10 protein-coding genes and 2 pseudogenes are annotated in these 15,755 nt (G+C 64.4%); 10 read left to right on the top strand and 2 right to left on the bottom strand.

Annotated features, from left to right (window positions below):
* From HMPREF9440_RS03245 to HMPREF9440_RS03235, 3 genes are all read left to right on the top strand, one after another.
* Window positions 1-708, top strand: a 708-nt coding sequence (locus tag HMPREF9440_RS03245) for a LexA family protein (RefSeq protein WP_008541472.1), incomplete at its 5' end; no start/stop codon positions are given.
* Between the two features lie 650 nt (window positions 709-1,358).
* A complete protein-coding gene (locus tag HMPREF9440_RS03240) occupies window positions 1,359-2,510 on the top strand; it encodes a porin (protein WP_008541466.1) in 1,152 nt (383 codons plus the stop codon).
* Window positions 2,511-2,747: 237 nt separating this feature from the next.
* Window positions 2,748-3,671, top strand: coding sequence for a manganese-dependent inorganic pyrophosphatase (locus HMPREF9440_RS03235; protein WP_008541465.1), 924 nt, complete (start codon window positions 2,748-2,750; stop codon window positions 3,669-3,671).
* A 473-nt stretch (window positions 3,672-4,144) separates the two neighbouring features.
* Here HMPREF9440_RS03235 and mscL read toward each other — a convergent pair whose 3' ends face one another.
* The gene (mscL, locus tag HMPREF9440_RS03230; protein ID WP_008541463.1) at window positions 4,145-4,702 is read right to left on the bottom strand and encodes a large conductance mechanosensitive channel protein MscL; all 558 of its coding nucleotides are present in this window, start codon (window positions 4,700-4,702) and stop codon (window positions 4,145-4,147) included.
* Window positions 4,703-5,124: 422 nt separating this feature from the next.
* Between mscL and HMPREF9440_RS03225 the strand changes: the two genes are divergently transcribed.
* Together HMPREF9440_RS03225 and HMPREF9440_RS03220 are read left to right on the top strand one after the other, a co-directional pair.
* Window positions 5,125-5,829 carry a nucleoside recognition domain-containing protein gene (locus HMPREF9440_RS03225; RefSeq protein ID WP_008541462.1) on the top strand — a complete coding sequence of 235 codons (705 nt, stop codon included), beginning with the start codon at window positions 5,125-5,127 and terminating at the stop codon, window positions 5,827-5,829.
* A 178-nt stretch (window positions 5,830-6,007) separates the two neighbouring features.
* On the top strand, window positions 6,008-6,913 hold the full coding sequence (locus HMPREF9440_RS03220) for a DMT family transporter (protein WP_008541461.1): 906 nt from the start codon (window positions 6,008-6,010) through the stop codon (window positions 6,911-6,913).
* Between the two features lie 518 nt (window positions 6,914-7,431).
* Here HMPREF9440_RS03220 and HMPREF9440_RS03215 read toward each other — a convergent pair.
* Entirely contained in the window at window positions 7,432-8,718 is a 1,287-nt protein-coding gene (locus tag HMPREF9440_RS03215) for a nitronate monooxygenase (protein ID WP_008541459.1), read from the bottom strand.
* A gap of 2,123 nt (window positions 8,719-10,841) precedes the next feature.
* Between HMPREF9440_RS03215 and HMPREF9440_RS03210 the strand changes: the two genes are divergently transcribed.
* From HMPREF9440_RS03210 to HMPREF9440_RS11140, 5 genes and pseudogenes are all read left to right on the top strand, one after another.
* A complete protein-coding gene (locus tag HMPREF9440_RS03210) occupies window positions 10,842-11,147 on the top strand; it encodes a helix-turn-helix domain-containing protein (protein ID WP_008541455.1) in 306 nt (101 codons plus the stop codon).
* A 32-nt stretch (window positions 11,148-11,179) separates the two neighbouring features.
* On the top strand, window positions 11,180-12,820 hold the full coding sequence (locus HMPREF9440_RS03205) for a HipA domain-containing protein (protein WP_008541454.1): 1,641 nt from the start codon (window positions 11,180-11,182) through the stop codon (window positions 12,818-12,820).
* Window positions 12,821-13,489: 669 nt separating this feature from the next.
* Window positions 13,490-13,981: pseudogene (locus tag HMPREF9440_RS12400) on the top strand (anthranilate phosphoribosyltransferase); the annotation flags it as partial.
* Between the two features lie 73 nt (window positions 13,982-14,054).
* Window positions 14,055-14,429: pseudogene (locus tag HMPREF9440_RS11355) on the top strand (tryptophan synthase subunit alpha); the annotation flags it as partial.
* Window positions 14,430-14,702: 273 nt separating this feature from the next.
* Window positions 14,703-15,578 (top strand): hypothetical protein, encoded by an 876-nt coding sequence (locus HMPREF9440_RS11140; protein ID WP_008541448.1) that lies wholly within the window; start codon window positions 14,703-14,705, stop codon window positions 15,576-15,578.
* Window positions 15,579-15,755: the final 177 nt, after the last annotated feature.

Raw genomic sequence — 15,755 nt, 5'->3', positions numbered from 1 at the left:
CAGGTCCGAAATACGTACCCTCATCCCAACAAGACGACCCAACCGACGACGAAGCGAAGCGCCACCGGACGGCGCCCCAAGCAGGGCCCGACCTACACGGTGCACGTCCAGCTGCGCCTCACGCCCGAACAGGCGAAGGTCTACCAGAGCATCGGCCAGACGGAATGGTTGAGGAAGATGCTCGACCACGTGGGCGACGTCGCCGACCGCTGGGGGATCGACTTGGAGAGCCTCGCGCCCACGCCCGAGACGATTCCGGAGAAGACCGCGACGCCCGAAGGCTGCCTCAAGGTGGGGCTTCCGGCCGACCGGGTGTCCTTCATCACCGCGGCGTCGCTGCTTATGAACGACCAGACCGACGTCGTGACGCCCAACTGCGACGGGACGGAAACGATCAACCTCATGCACCGGATCGCCCAGAACCGGCGCGACCTCTTCGCCTTTGAGGTGGAGGACGACGCGATGGCGGAGGACGGCGTCTTCCGCGGGGACCTCGTGTTGGTCGAACGCGGCCAGGTCGCGAACGACGGACTCTGCCTCGCGAAGGTGAACGGGAAGCTCTACCTGCGCAAGCTCTCCCGCCGGGGGCTCTCGCAGGAACTTCGCGCCGCGAACGCTTCGGGCGACTACCCGACGATGCGGGTGAATCTGAGCAACGCCGAGATTCTGGGGCCGGTCACCTGCGTGGTGCGGACGATGAAGAAGTGAGGGGCCGGAGAGGACATCTCCAGCGCCTTCATTGGAGACGGACCTTTGCGGTCCCTCTTTGCGTTTTGGGGCGGCGGCTCGCCGGGAAGGTTGGAAGAAGCAGGAGGGCTGCGGGGGCCTGCCGACCTCCGCCGACCCTGGAGCCTCCTGGTACCCGCCGCTTCCCGATCGGGGGCGAATCTCGCGCCTCGGGGCCCGATGAGAATTCCACGACGTCGGACCGTTCTGTCCGGGTTTCTGACGCGCCTCAAACCGCCCAAAACCGCAGGATCACTTTCAAGAACTCAATGATCCCCTAAAGAAGCCCGAAGAGTCCGGGGCTCTTCCGAAAAGGTAAACGCTCGGATTTTCGATATCACGGGTTAAGCCGTAATTTTCTTGTCCAAACAGAGTGAATCGGCACTTTCGGCGGTTTTGCAGGAGAGCTGAGGATCCGAAAGCTAATGGGAAGGCCCTATCCGTTGCAAACCTGCAACACGCATTGTTTTCGTGCATATCGTTGATTTTCATGGGTTTTATGGAACCAGCCCGATCCACCACGCGCATGAGCACTCGAACACCTTGACGCCGCTCGGCACAATGGACCGCATTCCCGCCCCGGAAAGTACAGGGCGACCCAACTCACACGTCTCTCTCAGGAGAAACCTCACATGTTTAAGAAGACTCTCGCCGGCCTCGCTGTTGCCGGTCTCTTCTCCGGCGCCGCCATGGCCGCCGACGTCAACGTTTACGGTGTTGTCGACCTCGGCCTGATGTACAACCACACGAAGTCGGAAGCGGGTACGACCGCCGACGCCATCACGACGACGAAGGATGACTCCCTGACGATGGAATCGGGCATGAACGCCGGTTCGCGCTTCGGCCTCCGCGGCTCCGAAGACCTCGGCAACGGCATGACGGTCTCCTTCAAGCTCGAAAACGGCTTCTCCGCCGACTCCGGCAAGCTCAGCCACGACGGCCGCCTCTTCGGTCGTGAAGCCAGCCTCACGCTCGCCGGCGCCTTCGGTCAGGTCTCCTTCGGCCGCATGGGCGGCGTTGCCTCCGCCGCCGGCACGTACGACTACGTCTACGCCATCGGCGACGCCTTCGACGGCTTCGACAACGGCATCGGTGGTCTCGTCACGTCCAGCCGCTACGACAACATGATCACCTATCAGACGCCCGAATTCGCCGGCATGAAGGTGCTCGCTCAGTACTCGTTCAAGAACAACACCGTCGCGAACGACGACGACAAGGCTCTCGGCGATGAAGGCAAGACCTCTGCTAATCGCTACGCCTCGCTCGCCGCTGTCGGCCAGTACGGCAACCTCAACCTCGTCGCCGCGTACGAACTTCAGAACGTCCGTCACGTTCAGGCGACCCCCGCCACCGAACCGAACGACGACCAACACACCTTCTACGTCGGCGCCAACTACGACTTCGGCGTGACCAAGCTCTTCGGTATGGGTCAGGTCTTCCAGGGTGTCCGCTCCCTGAACGGCATCGACGCTCTCTCCACGGACGGCATCGACGGCTTCGGCCTCACGGTCGGCGCTCAGACGCCTGTCGCGGGCGGCCTCCTCACGACGTCCGTCTACTACGCCAACGGCGACGACAGCCTCCACGCTGAAAGCCGTGAATCCACCTACTACGGCCTTGCCGCCCGTTACGAGTACAGCCTCTCGAAGCGCACGACGGCCTACGCTGGTGCCGGCTATGCCAAGCAGGAAGCCGAATTCAACAAGACGTCGAACACGCTTGTTGACTACCAGCTCGACAAGGACCTCGTCCAGGCCTACGTTGGTCTGAAGCACACCTTCTAATTTCGCCTCCGTCGGCCTGACCGACCAAGCGAACTGAAGGCAAAGGCCCGATGCCCCCAAGGCGTCGGGCCTTTCACTTGTGCGCTTGACGTGCGCTCTCGGGGCAACTCCCCTCGGATCCCCTCCTCCCATTGCTTTCCGAACGTTTCAACGGGCCGCCCGCCCCCTCCCCGACCCGGTAAAATGTTCGGATTGATTCCACCTCTTCCAAACACTCCAAACAACGAAGGAAACACCGTGTCCGCCATCATCCTCGGTCATAAGAACCCCGACTCCGACTCCATCGTCTCCGCGATCGCCTGCGCGGACCTCTACACGCGCCGCGGCATGGACGTCGTCGCCTGCGCGCAGGGTCTTCCCGCGCCGGAAACGGCCTTCATTCTTGAGCGCTTCGGCCTCGAAACCCCCGAAGTGATTTCGTCGGTCGCCGGGCGCGACCTCTACCTCGTCGACTACTCCGACCGCGCCCAGGCGCCCGCGGACATCGACGACGCGTGCCTCAAAGGCATCGTCGACCACCATAAGCTCGGCGACCTCACCTCGACCGCCCCGGTCGAATGCGTCCTGATGCCGGTCGGCTGCACCTGCACGATCCTCAAGGGCATGTACGACTACCTCGGCTTCACGCCCCCCGCCAACATCGCGGGCGCCATGCTCTGCGCGATCCTCTCCGACACGGTGATCTTCAAGTCGCCGACCTGCACCCCGGCCGACCGCAAGGCCGCCGAAGAGCTCGCCAAGATCGCCGGGATCGATGACCTCCACGCCCTCGGCATGGAACTCTTCACGGCGAAGTCGGCGGTTGCGGGCGCGGAACCGCGCTCCCTCATCTTCCGCGACTTCAAGGACTTCAACATGTCGGGCTCGAAGGTCGGCGTCGGCCAGTTGGAACTCGTCGACCTCGCGCTCGTGCACGACATGATGCCGACCCTTGAAGCCGAACTCGCCAAGGTGAAGAGCGAGGAAGGCCGCCACTCGGCGCTTCTGCTCCTCACGGACATCATGAAGGAAGGTTCTCTCCTTCTCATGGCGAGCGACGATCCCGCCCGCGTGGCGTCCGCCTGGGGGAAGACCTGGGAAGGCCAGCACATCTGGTTGGACGGCGTCATGAGCCGCAAGAAGCAGGTCGTGCCCTGCCTTGAGGCCGCCTTCAAGGCGTAAGACGCAGGCGTAAAACGTCAGTACCGATCACGCCCTGAGGCCGCACCGGCCTCGGGAGCGCACGGGGAGAGGGTTCTTCTTCGGAGGGGCCCTCTCTTCTTTTGGGAGGTCGGGGAGAGACTGCGGACTTCGGAAGACTGGATCCGACCGGCGCGATCCCGGACGGTACCGGGCGGCGCGCGGATGCCGCCGTTGAGCGCCCCAAGCGTGCGCATGAAAGCGCATCAGCGCCGTTCGAGGCGAATGAAGCCCCGGACGAGGTCATCCGGGCGCTCACGGCGCTCAAATGAAAACGGCACCCGGTTCGATGCCGGACGCCGTTCGTCGTGTTTGAAGCTTCGTCTGAGGGCTCCTGAGCGCTCTTGAGCGCCTCTGGGGAGCGCTGTCTGCTCCCCGCCGAGGGAACCCCTTCGGAAAGCCCGTAGGCCGTTCCTGAGGCCCTCAGCACGCCCTGAGAGCCTCCCCCCGAGGAATTACGCGCTCTTCGAGGCCTTGAGGAGGTCGCGGATTTCGCGCAGGAGCTCCGTCGTTTCGGCGGACACCGCGGGGGCGGGTTCGGGCGCGGGAGCCGGGGCGGGTTCAGCGGGCTTCTCTTCCTTCTGCGCTTCCTCTTCCTTCTTGCCGCCGGGGAGCACGCTCGAGAGCTTCGGGAGCTTGGCGACGGCTTCGCTCTCCAGCTTCACGCGAAGCGTCGTGACGACCTTGATCATCCAGAAGACCGTGAAGGCCATGAGGAGGAACTGCACGACGGAGGTGAGGAAGGCGCCGTAGCCGAGCACCGTGGCGCCCGCCTTGGTGAGCGCATCGTAGGTCCAGGGACCGTCGAAGCCTTCCGGGGGCTGCTTGAGCACAAAGAAGAGATTCGTGAAGTCGGGGCGGCCGACGAGGACGCCCAGGATCGGGTTCACGATGTCCTTGATGAGCGAATTGACGATGTTCGTGAAGGCCGCACCGGTGATCACCGCGACGGCGAGGTCGAGGACGTTGCCGCGGGAGATGAAGGCCTGAAATTCCTGAAGGAACTTGCGCATGAGAGTCTCGAAAAAGTGAGAAGTGAGTCGTGGGAGTTGAGTTTCTTCTTCGGGCGCGGCGCCAAAACGCGTCCAAAGCGGAAGCGTACGCGAAAAACGCCGGGCCGTGGGCTTTTCGGTGAAATCTTCAGTCTTTTGAGCCGTTTCGGCCGGTCTTTCTCGACGAAGACGCGCCCAACGAGGACTCCAAAGTGACGCTTCCGAACCGTCCGCGGCGGATTCGGCGGGGATCGGGCAAAGCACGCCGCCCCGGAAACGCCTCTCCCGTCGGGGTTTACCTCCAAAGCGGCAGAAAAATCTCGCGGAATCCCCGCCGCATTCGGTATAGTTTCGCGAACACCCACAGGCACGACTCCGTCCCTTGCGTCCGGAGCGCGCCTCAACCAAATCCCCCAACACTTCAAGACCCAAGGACCTCCGCCATGAGCGAAGCAACCGAAAACCCCGACATCAGCGGGAAGATCCGCCCCGGCGACTTCATCTCGTTCGCCCTCGCCGTCGTCTTCTTCTCCGGCATCTGCTACTCCGACGCCTGGTACGGCATCTTCGACTTCACGGTATTGGACGGCGAATTCGGCCGCCTCGTCTCGAGCGTCACGACCGGCGCGGAGGGCGACCTCGTCACCGCCATGTCGAACTACCGCGGCAAAGGCGGCTCGGGCGCCATCGACGGCTTCATGTTCGCGCTCTCGCTCGTCCCCTCGATCCTCTTCTCCGTCGCGATGGTGACGGTGTTCGAGCACTTCGGCGCGCTGCGCGCCGCGGCCTGGTGCCTCACCCCCATTCTTCGTCCCGGGATGGGCCTTCCCGGCACGACGACGCTTGCGATCATCGCGTCGCTTCAGTCGACCGACGCCGGCGCCGCCTTGACCCGCTCGCTCAAAGACTCCGGGCAGCTGACCGAGCGCGAAGCCAACATCTTCGCCACCTTCCAGATGACCGCGGGAGCAGCCGTGGGGAACTTCCTCTCGTCCGGGGTCGTCGTCTTCACGCTCACTGCGGCGGACGGCTCGCACGCCGTCCCGACCACGATCGGCGCCTGCCTCGGCGTCATTCTCCTCGGCAAGGTCTTCGCCGCCAACCTGATGCGCTTCATGCTGATCCGTCAGGACAGGAAGGCCGCATAAGCCTCGGGACCCGAGGCTTACGCAGGATTCCGGCACGAACCCCGCACCCGCCGCCCGGCCCGAAGCCGGGCGGCTTTCTTTTCGGGGCTCCGAACCGAAAAGCGGAAGCGGAAAAGCCGAGGAAAGGACGCCGCCCCGGCGTTAAAATAGGCGGATCGTTTCGACTTCCGGGTTCTTCATGAGCGCCCTTCACCACGTCCTTGCCTCCCTCGTCGCCCTCTTCTGGGCGGCCGCCTACTTCTCCACGCAAACGCTCTACGACTGCGGCGTCGGCCCCTTCGCGGTGCTGATTCTGAAAGCCGTCCTCGCCTACGGGCTCCTCATTCTGATCGCACCGAAGCGCATCTACGCCGGCAGCATCAAGGCGGAGGTGAAGTGCATGCTTTTGGGCGTCACCTTCGTGCCGCTCTACGGCGGGTTGACGAACCTCGCGCTCGCGCACGGCCAGGCCGCCAACACCGCGGTGATCCTGGCGACGGGGCCGCTTCTGGGCGTCCTCATTGCGTCCGCCGTCCTCTCCCGCGTGAAGATGCACTGGACGACGTGGCTGGGGCTCTGCTCGGCGGCGACCGGCGTCATCCTCACCGTGATCGACGGTGAGATCCTCCACGACCTCTCCGGCACGGCGGACCTCCTCGCGATGGGGGCGGCGCTCTCCTGGGCCCTCTACGCGCTGGTGCTCCATCGGCTCCGCACCGTGCCGCCCGCCTTGGCCGCACGGAAGTGCCTCGGTTGGGGGATCCTCGCCGCGATGCCCTTCTACTTCATGGAGGAGCCCACGGAAGTGCTCTCGCTCACCGACCCCGTCGTGATCGGGAACCTGCTCTTTCTCTCCTGGGGCGCGATGGCCGCGGGTTTGGTGCTCTGGCACCGTGTGATCGCCGTCATCGGCGCCAAGGCCGCCAACTACTGGCACTACCTCACCCCCTTCGCCGCGATCCTCATCGGGGGCTTCTTCTTTGAAGAACAGATGAGCTTCATCGGGCTCATGGGCGCGGGCCTCACCGTCTGCGGGCTGATTTTGGGGCAGCGCGGCGTCAACGCCGCTAACCGGGATGCGGCGAGGAGACGCCAGGCCGCGTGACGGATTTCGGGTGCCGGCGGCCCTGCAGAGGGGCGGTCGGTGCCATAATGGTCGGGACTCTTTTGGGGATATTCATCGCAGAGTCACCTTGAAAGCCGCTGACTCCACTCAGCGGCTTTCGCCTTTTTGACGTACGGAAAACCAAGGATCCGCCGTACGTACGCAGCTTTCTCCGGAGCGCCCAAAGCGAACGGGCGGCGCAACCCCAAGCCGCACCGCCCGTCGTCGTTCGCAGTCATCCATGGAGGCCTTGAAGGCCCCAGCATCCTTTTCGGGAGAACCCGGGCCGGGAGGCCCTCGAAGCCTCCCGCCCGCGCGTCCCGCGACGGGGTTCTTCCCGCCGCACCCGCACGACCCGCTTCCCACGGGTGAGCCGGAGCCGCCTGCGGCGCACCGTGACGCCGCAACGCTCCCAGAAGCCCCTTCCCTCGGGCCGTGCCGGGTTCCGTTGAGGGGCTCCGGTCAGGGGAGCCCCCTCAATCCTTCACGAGGGTCGATTTGCGCTCAGCGCCCTCCCCTCACTTCGAAGCCATCGCGTCTTCGAGGGTCGGGTGCATCACCTCGTCGTTCCTGCCCGTCATGTAGTCGTTGAAGATCGCCTCGGCGGGCGGCGTCCACCACGTGCCGTCGGGGAGCTTCACGCTCGTTTCCTTGAGCCTGTGCGTGGTCGCGCCGCAGGTCCAGAGCTTGAAGTTCCTCATCTGGTGGCAGAGGCACGTCTTCTCGGCGATGCAGGGGGCTTTGACCGAGGGATCGGCCGCCACCTGCTCGCGGTAGGCGCGCAGGTACTGGCAGTCGCCTTTGTCGAGCAGATACCCGTAGGCCTCGCACTGGGGCTTCGCGTTGGAGCAGATCGCGGGGGACTGCCGGAGCATGCGCATGGGGTAGCCGGTCGGAGAAATGCCGTTCACGACGACGTCCTCCGCTTCCGCATTGAAGTAGACCTGCTTCACGGGGTCGGGCAGACCCGATTCCTTCGAGACCGTGAAGCGCGTCGCGACCTGCACGCCCGCGGCGCCCCGCTCCAGAAGCCGCACGCCGTCGGTGCCGGAGAAGACCCCGCCCCCGGCGATGACGGGAATCGAGAGGTTGGCGGACTTGAGGAACGCCAGCACCTCGTCGACGATCGACGGAAGGCTGAATTCCGACCAGTTCATCCCGAAACCGAGATGCCCGCCCGCGAGCGGCCCCTCCACCACGACGAAGTCGGGCAGACGGTTGGTCTTCGCGGTGCGGCGCAGGAAGATGTTGAGGGCGCGCGCGGACGACACCACGATCCCGAGCTTCGCGTCGCGAAAGCGGGGGTTCTCCTCCATCATCGCGAAGCTCGACGTGTGGAGACCCGCGGAGAGGCTGATCCCGTCGATCCCGGCATCCAAAGCGGCGTTGAGGCGCGCCTTCAACGTCTTGAGGGGATCGTTCATGGTGAGCTTTTCCATCACGTTGATGAAGACCAGCCCGGGGCCGGTCTTGGCGCTCATGACGTCCTCGACGTAGCGGCGGGTGTGCCGCGCGATGTCGATCGTGTCGAAGTTCATGCCGAGCTTGAAGCCGAGGCCGGCGAGGTGCCGGAAGAATTTGGCCTTCAAGGCGGTGAAGTGCGTGGAGAAGAGCCTGTCGGTGACGTCGGGGAGCATGGCGTCCGAGACGTGCCCGATGCCGCCCAGGCGCGCCGCTTCGAGCGCGAGCGCCTTGGTCGAGATGTTGACGCCCATGCCGCCGATCACGAGGGGCTTCAGTTCAGTGCCGCCCAGGTTCAGGCGAAAGTCTTCCATGGTAGCGGAGAGCGTGCTCACGATGTTCACTCCAATTCGGGTGGTTCAAAGGGGTTGTCGGGTTTCGATGGGGTTTCGTCGGGGGTGCCGCAGGCGTTGTCCTGCCGCCGAACCATCCTGCCGCTCCAAGCGGCGGTTTCGCCCCGGCGTCCCGTGTTTAAGGGGCGGAAGGCGGAGGTGGTCGGCGGGGGTGTACCGTGCTGCCGTGCTGCCGTGAAGGGGTTTCTTCTCGGCGGCGGGAGCGCCGCGGAGCGTCGTCGGGCTTCAGTCGGCTTCGGAGGGCTTCGCGGCGTCCCTCACGTAGGGATTTGAGGGGACCCGCGGCGCGCCTCCGGCCTTGGGGAAGTTCTCCGGCGCGGTTGAGCGAAGTATGTCCGCTAGGGGTGTGCGGAAATCCAAGGGGTATTTCAGGGTAATCCCCTATTCTTTTGATGCGTTTCGGCGGCTTTTTCTTGCCGAAGGGGCGTCTGACGGGCGCTGAAGGCCTTCATATTCACCACGCGCATCATCGGTTCGGATGACCCTGTTTGCGGGATGGTTCTCAGGGATTTGACGGAGATTTCTGCCGGAGAAGCCCGGTGGAAGGCGGGTTCTGGGCGTGGTTATGTAAGCGGACGTTGAGGACGCGGACGTCGGCCGGGACGGCGGGAAGCCGGGTCGGTCGGGCGCGGATGCCGGGCGGACGGCGCGGCCGAACGGGCGCTGCGGGTACCGGGAGGGACGGGCCGGATCGGGGCGTCGGAAGCGCTGCGCGAGGGGTTGAAGATCAGATCGTCGAAGAAAATAGGCTCCGGCGAGGACGGACGGATGGCGGCGAACCGCGAGGGCTGACGGTTCTCTGCGGACGGCTCGGGTCGAGCGCGCTGAAGAGCGTTCGAAAGGGCCTTCAGAGACAGATTTTCAGAAAAAGAAGAGGTTCCGGAAGGTCCGAGACGGGGTGTCAGACAAGGGCCTGAACCGGGCAGGGACGAGGTCGGCGTCGGGCGGCGGGCCGCCCAGGGTAAAGCACCGGAGAAAGGGCGCGACGGCGGCTCCGAAGCCTCAAATCAGTGAGTGTGGGTCGCCTGGGCGGGCGGGAAACCCAGCGCGTTGAGCGGGGTTGTTTGTTCCCGATCGGGATGTTTCTGAGAACTCCAAGAGAATGCCTGCCGAACCTCATTTCTTGCTCATTCTCACCATTTGACTAGTGCAAAGCCGCGCCATTCGAAAGGGACTGAACACGGGCAAGCCCCCGAACGAACAAGCTCGTTCCCAGCCTCATAAAAGGGGAGAAGTTTGCTCGATACGGTGTGAACGTTCACTCTCAAAGCGCCTGGATCCTCGACGGGAAGTCCGGCAGGAGGGGCCCGGACGCCGTCGACGTGTCTTCAGAAGGCGGCTCGGCGGCGTCGAGGCTTTCTCAACGGCTGAAACGTCCCGGAGGACGGGGTATTCCGGCCATCCGAATAGGCCGCGGAAACGCTCTCGGAAGACTGTTCGTGGACGGTTCGTACATCTCATTTCTCATCCCGTTCGGGATGTGTAATCAAGGATTTTTCCTTGCCGACCTTCCCTGAAGAGTACCCGGGAGGACCTCCCCAAACCGACATCCCAGAAGTTCGTCCGGAAGAACGTTCAAAATTCATCGTCCGTAAATCTCATCATTTTTGTGTTTTCAGCCTTCCAGCCTGACACCCCTCCGGGAGGGTGGAGACGACCCGAGCGGGACCCGTCCTCCGGAAAACGATCTGCGGTTTCGGTCAGGTGAACGCGACAGGCCGTTCAAAGACTTCAACACCGAACCGCAGCAACGACCTCAGGAAGCCCATACGCGGATTTTCCGTATCGGGGATGAAACCTAAATCACGGTCCGCATGGCTTTCGCGTCGAACGGCACCGAACTTCAGTTTCCGAACGAGCGGCGTTGGAGCTTTTGACGACGTTTCGTGGCGTCAAATGGCCGATGCGCACCGCTCTGAAACCGCCTTACCCATCGGATATTGCGTGTTGTATGGTTTAGTCATCAGGATTCTTCATATAGAAAAATGCGCACGGATACCAATATCCCGCAAATATCCCAATCCGACACCACCCGTGGTGTGGAAGCGCCCTGATTGTCCTTAATTGCAAAATGATTTATACTAGAACCGTCAACACACAGGATCCTGCGTATTATGCGTCCCTCCTTCGCCCTGGATGAGGCTCTGAAGACCCTCGGTCTCAACCTCAAGAATGCCCGGCTCCGCCGCGCCCTCCCCCAATCCGTGATTGCGGAGCGTGCCGGAATTTCGTTGAACACCCTTTCGAAGATTGAAAACGGAGACCCCGGTGTTTCGATCGGGAACGTGGCGAGCGTCGTGCATGCCCTCGGGCTCACAAGCGCCATCAGCACCCTCGCCTCCTCGGAGAACGATCCGATCGGTTTGGCGAACGAAGCCCGCTACCTCCCCCGCCGGGTGCGCGCCAAGAAGTCCGAATGACGACAAGCCTTTGACCTCAGGTTTCCACAAATATGTTGCTTCCCTCTTTTCGAGCGTTCGACGTCGTCGTGAACGGCCTTCCTGGAGCACCGAAGGCCGGAACGCTGCTCCTCCCCGTCCGGCGCAAAAAGGTCGCCCAGATGAACGGCGACAACATGCGCGTGTACGGCGCCGACGATTCACCCTCTTCCTGGAACGACCAACGCACGGCCGAACGCTCTTTCGATCGCTCCTCCGATCGCTACGTCGACCGTTCGTCCGACCGCTACGCGGATAGACGCGACGCCCGCTCCCCGTCCCGCGACGGTTGGACCGACCCGAACGTCATCGCCTCCTGGGACCGGCCCAAGGGTCGGCGCGGCGCTTCCGGGCGTGAATCGGCCTCGCTTCCCTCGTACCTCGAAGCCGATGCAAAGCGTGCGCTCACTAGCAAAGCCACCGGATTGACTGAAACGATCGGGCGTCGTCACTCGGGTCCCTTCACCGATCCGTTGAAGTTCGCGCCCAATCCGCGCTCCCAAAAAGACCCCTGGCCCACCATCGAACGCGCCCTCCCTCCGGTCCCCCACTTCATCTACGACGAAGGCTGGTTGGACAAGGGCTTCGCGCTCGGCTTCGACCTCCCGATGGTGCGGGGTCTCCAGACCCCTCACGAGCAGCGGGGGTCGTTCGGGTTCCTTGAAGACCGTCGGGTTCACGATTCGATCCTATCGCTCTACCTTGAAGCCGGCCGCGAAGGTCTGGCGCTCCCCTTCCCGGAGGACGCGACGCCGTTGGAGCTCTCGGCCGTGCGCATCCCTCATGCGGATCATCACGCGGGCGGCATTTCGCTTCTTGAAAACCACTGGGCGGCGGGCCTTCGGGAACCCGTCCCGGACCGCTCCACGCAGGTGGACGCACTGCTCTACGCATGGCACGCGTCGGAGCGCGACCGCGCCCGACGGGAAGACTGGACGGTGCTTCTTCCGGCGATGAGCTTTCCCGGTCCGGAAGGCCGCTTCGTCGTGCGTTCGGGCCGGACGTCCGCCCTTCTTCAGACGCGGGCGGCCGCGGCGCCCGTCGACGCGGCGCTCTGGCGCGAACTGGCGCTGCGCCTGGCGCGGCGCTGCGGGATCGAGACCGTCGCCTCCGACTGGGTGAACGTCATGGGGACGAACGTCCTTTTCCTCGAGCGCTACGACCGCGACGCGGACGGCCGCGCGCAGCTGACGCTCTCGGGGGAAACCTTGGGCGGCGACCCGAAGTCAGGGCTCTCGTATTTGGGGCTCGCCGACATTCTGAATTCCTCCGGGGCGGAACCCGCGAAGGACCTCCCGCGCATCTGGCGGCGCATGGTCTTCTCGCACCTCTGCGGCGCGGACGCGGACGTGCCCGCGCACTGGCAGTTCATCCGCTCCACCTACGGCTGGAAGTTGGCCCCCGCCCACGCCTTCTCGATCGCGCCCCCGGGGATGAACGTCCACCGCCCGATCACGGTGGACGGGAAGCAGACGCTCAAAAGTGCAGACGACGCGGTATCGCTCGCGCCCTACTTCGGGATGAAGGTCGCTGAAGCCAAGGCGGCGTTGTCGGAGATGAGGAAGGTGATGCTCGGGTGGGAGCGGCTGGCGTTCTCGCTCGGCGCGGATCCGCGTGAGTGCGCCCTGATGGCGCCGGTGCTGGACGACGTCTGACGCACATATCCATGGGTAGTTGGCGGTCGGCGGGGCTTTTCCGCGCGGCGGAGGGCCCCGTCGGCTTCCGTCGACTTCCGTCGGCTTTCCCCCACCTCCGCACCCCGACTTTCGCCCGTCCTCTTGTCCGAAATCGGTGTCGCTTATGCGATTCGCCGTAATCGACCCCTTGCTGACCGCCCTTTCGCTCTGCTACCTTGGATTCCACGTTACCGGCGCAACGAAGCGCCTCCCACGTTTCCTCACCTGAATTGAAACCGAGATTCGACAAGCTTTCTTCGTCCGCCCTCCGCACGCTTCGCTGGTGGCCGCTCTGGCAATAGAGCGGGCACGGACGACACACGCATTTTCGAACCCGCGGACGGCAACCCCGTCCGCACCACCTCGGAAGGCCCGCAGATCTCGGATCCCGGGCCTTGTTTCTTCCTGTGGCCTCAACCGCTTCAGCCGCTCCGCCTTCACCGATCCCCGATCTACGCCTTCCGCCCCCAAGGAAGACCAACATGCCGCAGATCACGCACACCACCCACCACCGCGATTCCGGAAGATGGCGCCCGTCGACCCCCGACGACATCGGCGACACCCGAACCCACGCCATCCACTTCACTGCGCACCGCAACCTCTCCGAACCCGTCGGCGCGCATCACATAAAACAGAAGGAACCGCATCATGGACAACCGTTTTCAGACCCTCTACCGCGGCGCGCCGCTCACGGCCGCCGAAATGGAAACGCTCTTCGATGAACTCTTCGCGGGGACGCTTCCGCCTGAGAAGCTCGCGTCTCTCTTGACCGCCCTCATCATGCGGGGCGCGACGCCCCCGGAGATCGCCGGGGCCGCGCGCTCGATGCGCCGTGCGGCGCTCCCGTTCCCGAAGGACCGCGCGACGGGCGACGTCGTGGGGACGGGCGGCGACGACGCAGGGACCTTCAACGTTTCGACCACCGTGGCGCTCCCGGCCGCGGGCGCGGGCCTTCCCATCGTGAAGAACGGGAACTGCGGTGTCTCGTCGCCTTCGGGCGCGGCGGACGTGCTCGAAGCCTTGGGCGTGCCGGTGGATCTCACGCCCGAGGAAGGTCTTGAGGCCCTGAAGGCCACGAACTTCGCCTTCTGCTTCGCGAGGAACCACCACCCGGCGATGCGCTTTGCGGCGCCGGTGAGAAAGTGCCTCGAAGCCCCCACGCTCTTCAATCTCCTCGGGCCCTTGAGCAACCCTTTGGGACGAGGCGGCCCGGCGGGCCGGGATCGGCCTCACCGCGATTCTTCCCCCCAACGCGGACGACCCCGCCGCGCGGGCCGTCGCGGGGCTGGCGAGCGGGTACACGTATCTGCTCTCCCGCCCCGGCGTCACCGGGGCAGAGAGGCACGCGGAGCGCCCGGCCGAGCGCCTTCTCGCGGTGCTCTGCGAAACCGGGGCGCCGCCGGCGCTTCTGGGGTTCGGCGTCGCGACGACGGAGGACGTCCGGGCTGCGATCGAGGCGGGCGCCGCGGGCGCGATTTCGGGCTCGGCCGTCGTGCGGCGGATCGAAGCGGCGCTTCCTGACGTCGAGGGGGCGGCGCGGGCGGTGGCCGAGTTCGTCAGGGAGATGAAGGCGGCGACGAGGAAGTGAGGGAGTGAGGCGGTGAGGCCATGGGCAGGTCGGGCCGCCCGGGACCCTTCCGTCCGGCCTTCCCGACCTCTCCGCCTCCGCAAAATCCCTTCTTCCGGTTTGACCCTTATCGTATTCACCGAGAACTTCGGCGGAATTTGGGCGCCTTTTCTCTTCTCAACGTGCTAGGGTGGACTTTATGCCCGCGGCCGGGGAGACCTCTCCGGCCGGGGCCCGCAGCTCATCAAGCTCAACGCACCAGGATCTTTCTTCCCGACCACGAAGGAGCCCGCCATGACCGAAGACCGCGACGACCGCGAAAGCACCCCCACCTACGACGACCTTCCCGAAGCCGTGCTCGACTTCGCCGAAGAGAACGGCTTCTCGCCCAAGCTCGTCGCCGTCGTGGGCGAGTGGCGCGACCACGAGGTCTTCGACTGCGCGGACGATCCGTGGTTCCTCGAAGAGGACGCGGATGCGGAGGATGACGACGACTTCCCCTCCTTCATCATGTGGGACGGCGAGGAAGCCCGTTTCGCGGACGAAGATGAAGCCTGGGACATTCTCGACACCTTCTACGAGGACGTCGACGTCTCGGACGAGGATGAGGACGACGAGGCGGACGAAGAGGACTTCGAGGACGCGGAGACGTTTGACGACGAAGACGACGCCGACGGCGAAGCCGATGACGATGAGGACCGCGACGACGACTACGACGACTACGACGACGGCGACGGCGACGGCGACGAGGCTTGGGAGGACGATGAGGACGAGATCACCGACGTCGAGCCGCTCACAGGCATCCCCTCCTCGGTGCTCGAATTCGCGTCGAACTCGGGGCTCAATCCCAAGGAATTGAAGTACTGCGGCCCCTGCGGGTCGCTCCACGTCTTCGGGATGGGCGAGGAAATCGATCCGGACGAGGACGACGAGGACTGGCTTTCCACCTACATCGTGTTGGACGGCGGCAAGGTCCGCTTCGCCGAGTACGAGGAAGGGTTCGCGTTCTTCGACAAGTTCGAGGTTCAGAGCGCCGTGGAGTCCTTGTCGGACGAAGACCTCGAGGACATCTTCGGGGATGAGGATGACGATGAGGACTTCGAAGACTTTGAGGAAGACGACTTCGAGGATGATGAGGTCGACGAGGATGAGCCGGAGCGGATGCGCTGAGGCTTCCCTCCTCGACTGAAACGGGCGGCTCCGTCAAGGGCCGCCCTTTTCTTTCAGACCGGTCGAACCTCCCGGCCGGGAGGGGCCGCGCGCGTCAATTTCGCCCTCGGTAGAATGCTGAAAAAGAACCGGCGCAAACTTCGTCATCTGGGGTGGGGGTCGAAAACCGGACCTGCT

Source organism: Sutterella parvirubra YIT 11816 (genome assembly GCF_000250875.1).
GTDB lineage: Bacteria > Pseudomonadota > Gammaproteobacteria > Burkholderiales > Burkholderiaceae_F > Sutterella > Sutterella parvirubra.
Note: the sequence above shows the minus strand (reverse complement) of the source record. Positions and strands in the feature narration are given on the sequence as shown.

Coding starts and splice junctions, on each gene's coding strand:
- HMPREF9440_RS03240 (WP_008541466.1), top strand. CDS start 1,359: ATGTTTAAGAAGACTCTCGCCGGCCTCGCTGTTGCCGGTCTCTTCTCC.
- mscL (WP_008541463.1), bottom strand. CDS start 4,702: ATGCGCAAGTTCCTTCAGGAATTTCAGGCCTTCATCTCCCGCGGCAAC.
- HMPREF9440_RS03225 (WP_008541462.1), top strand. CDS start 5,125: ATGAGCGAAGCAACCGAAAACCCCGACATCAGCGGGAAGATCCGCCCC.
- HMPREF9440_RS03220 (WP_008541461.1), top strand. CDS start 6,008: ATGAGCGCCCTTCACCACGTCCTTGCCTCCCTCGTCGCCCTCTTCTGG.
- HMPREF9440_RS03210 (WP_008541455.1), top strand. CDS start 10,842: ATGCGTCCCTCCTTCGCCCTGGATGAGGCTCTGAAGACCCTCGGTCTC.
- HMPREF9440_RS03205 (WP_008541454.1), top strand. CDS start 11,180: ATGTTGCTTCCCTCTTTTCGAGCGTTCGACGTCGTCGTGAACGGCCTT.
- HMPREF9440_RS11140 (WP_008541448.1), top strand. CDS start 14,703: ATGACCGAAGACCGCGACGACCGCGAAAGCACCCCCACCTACGACGAC.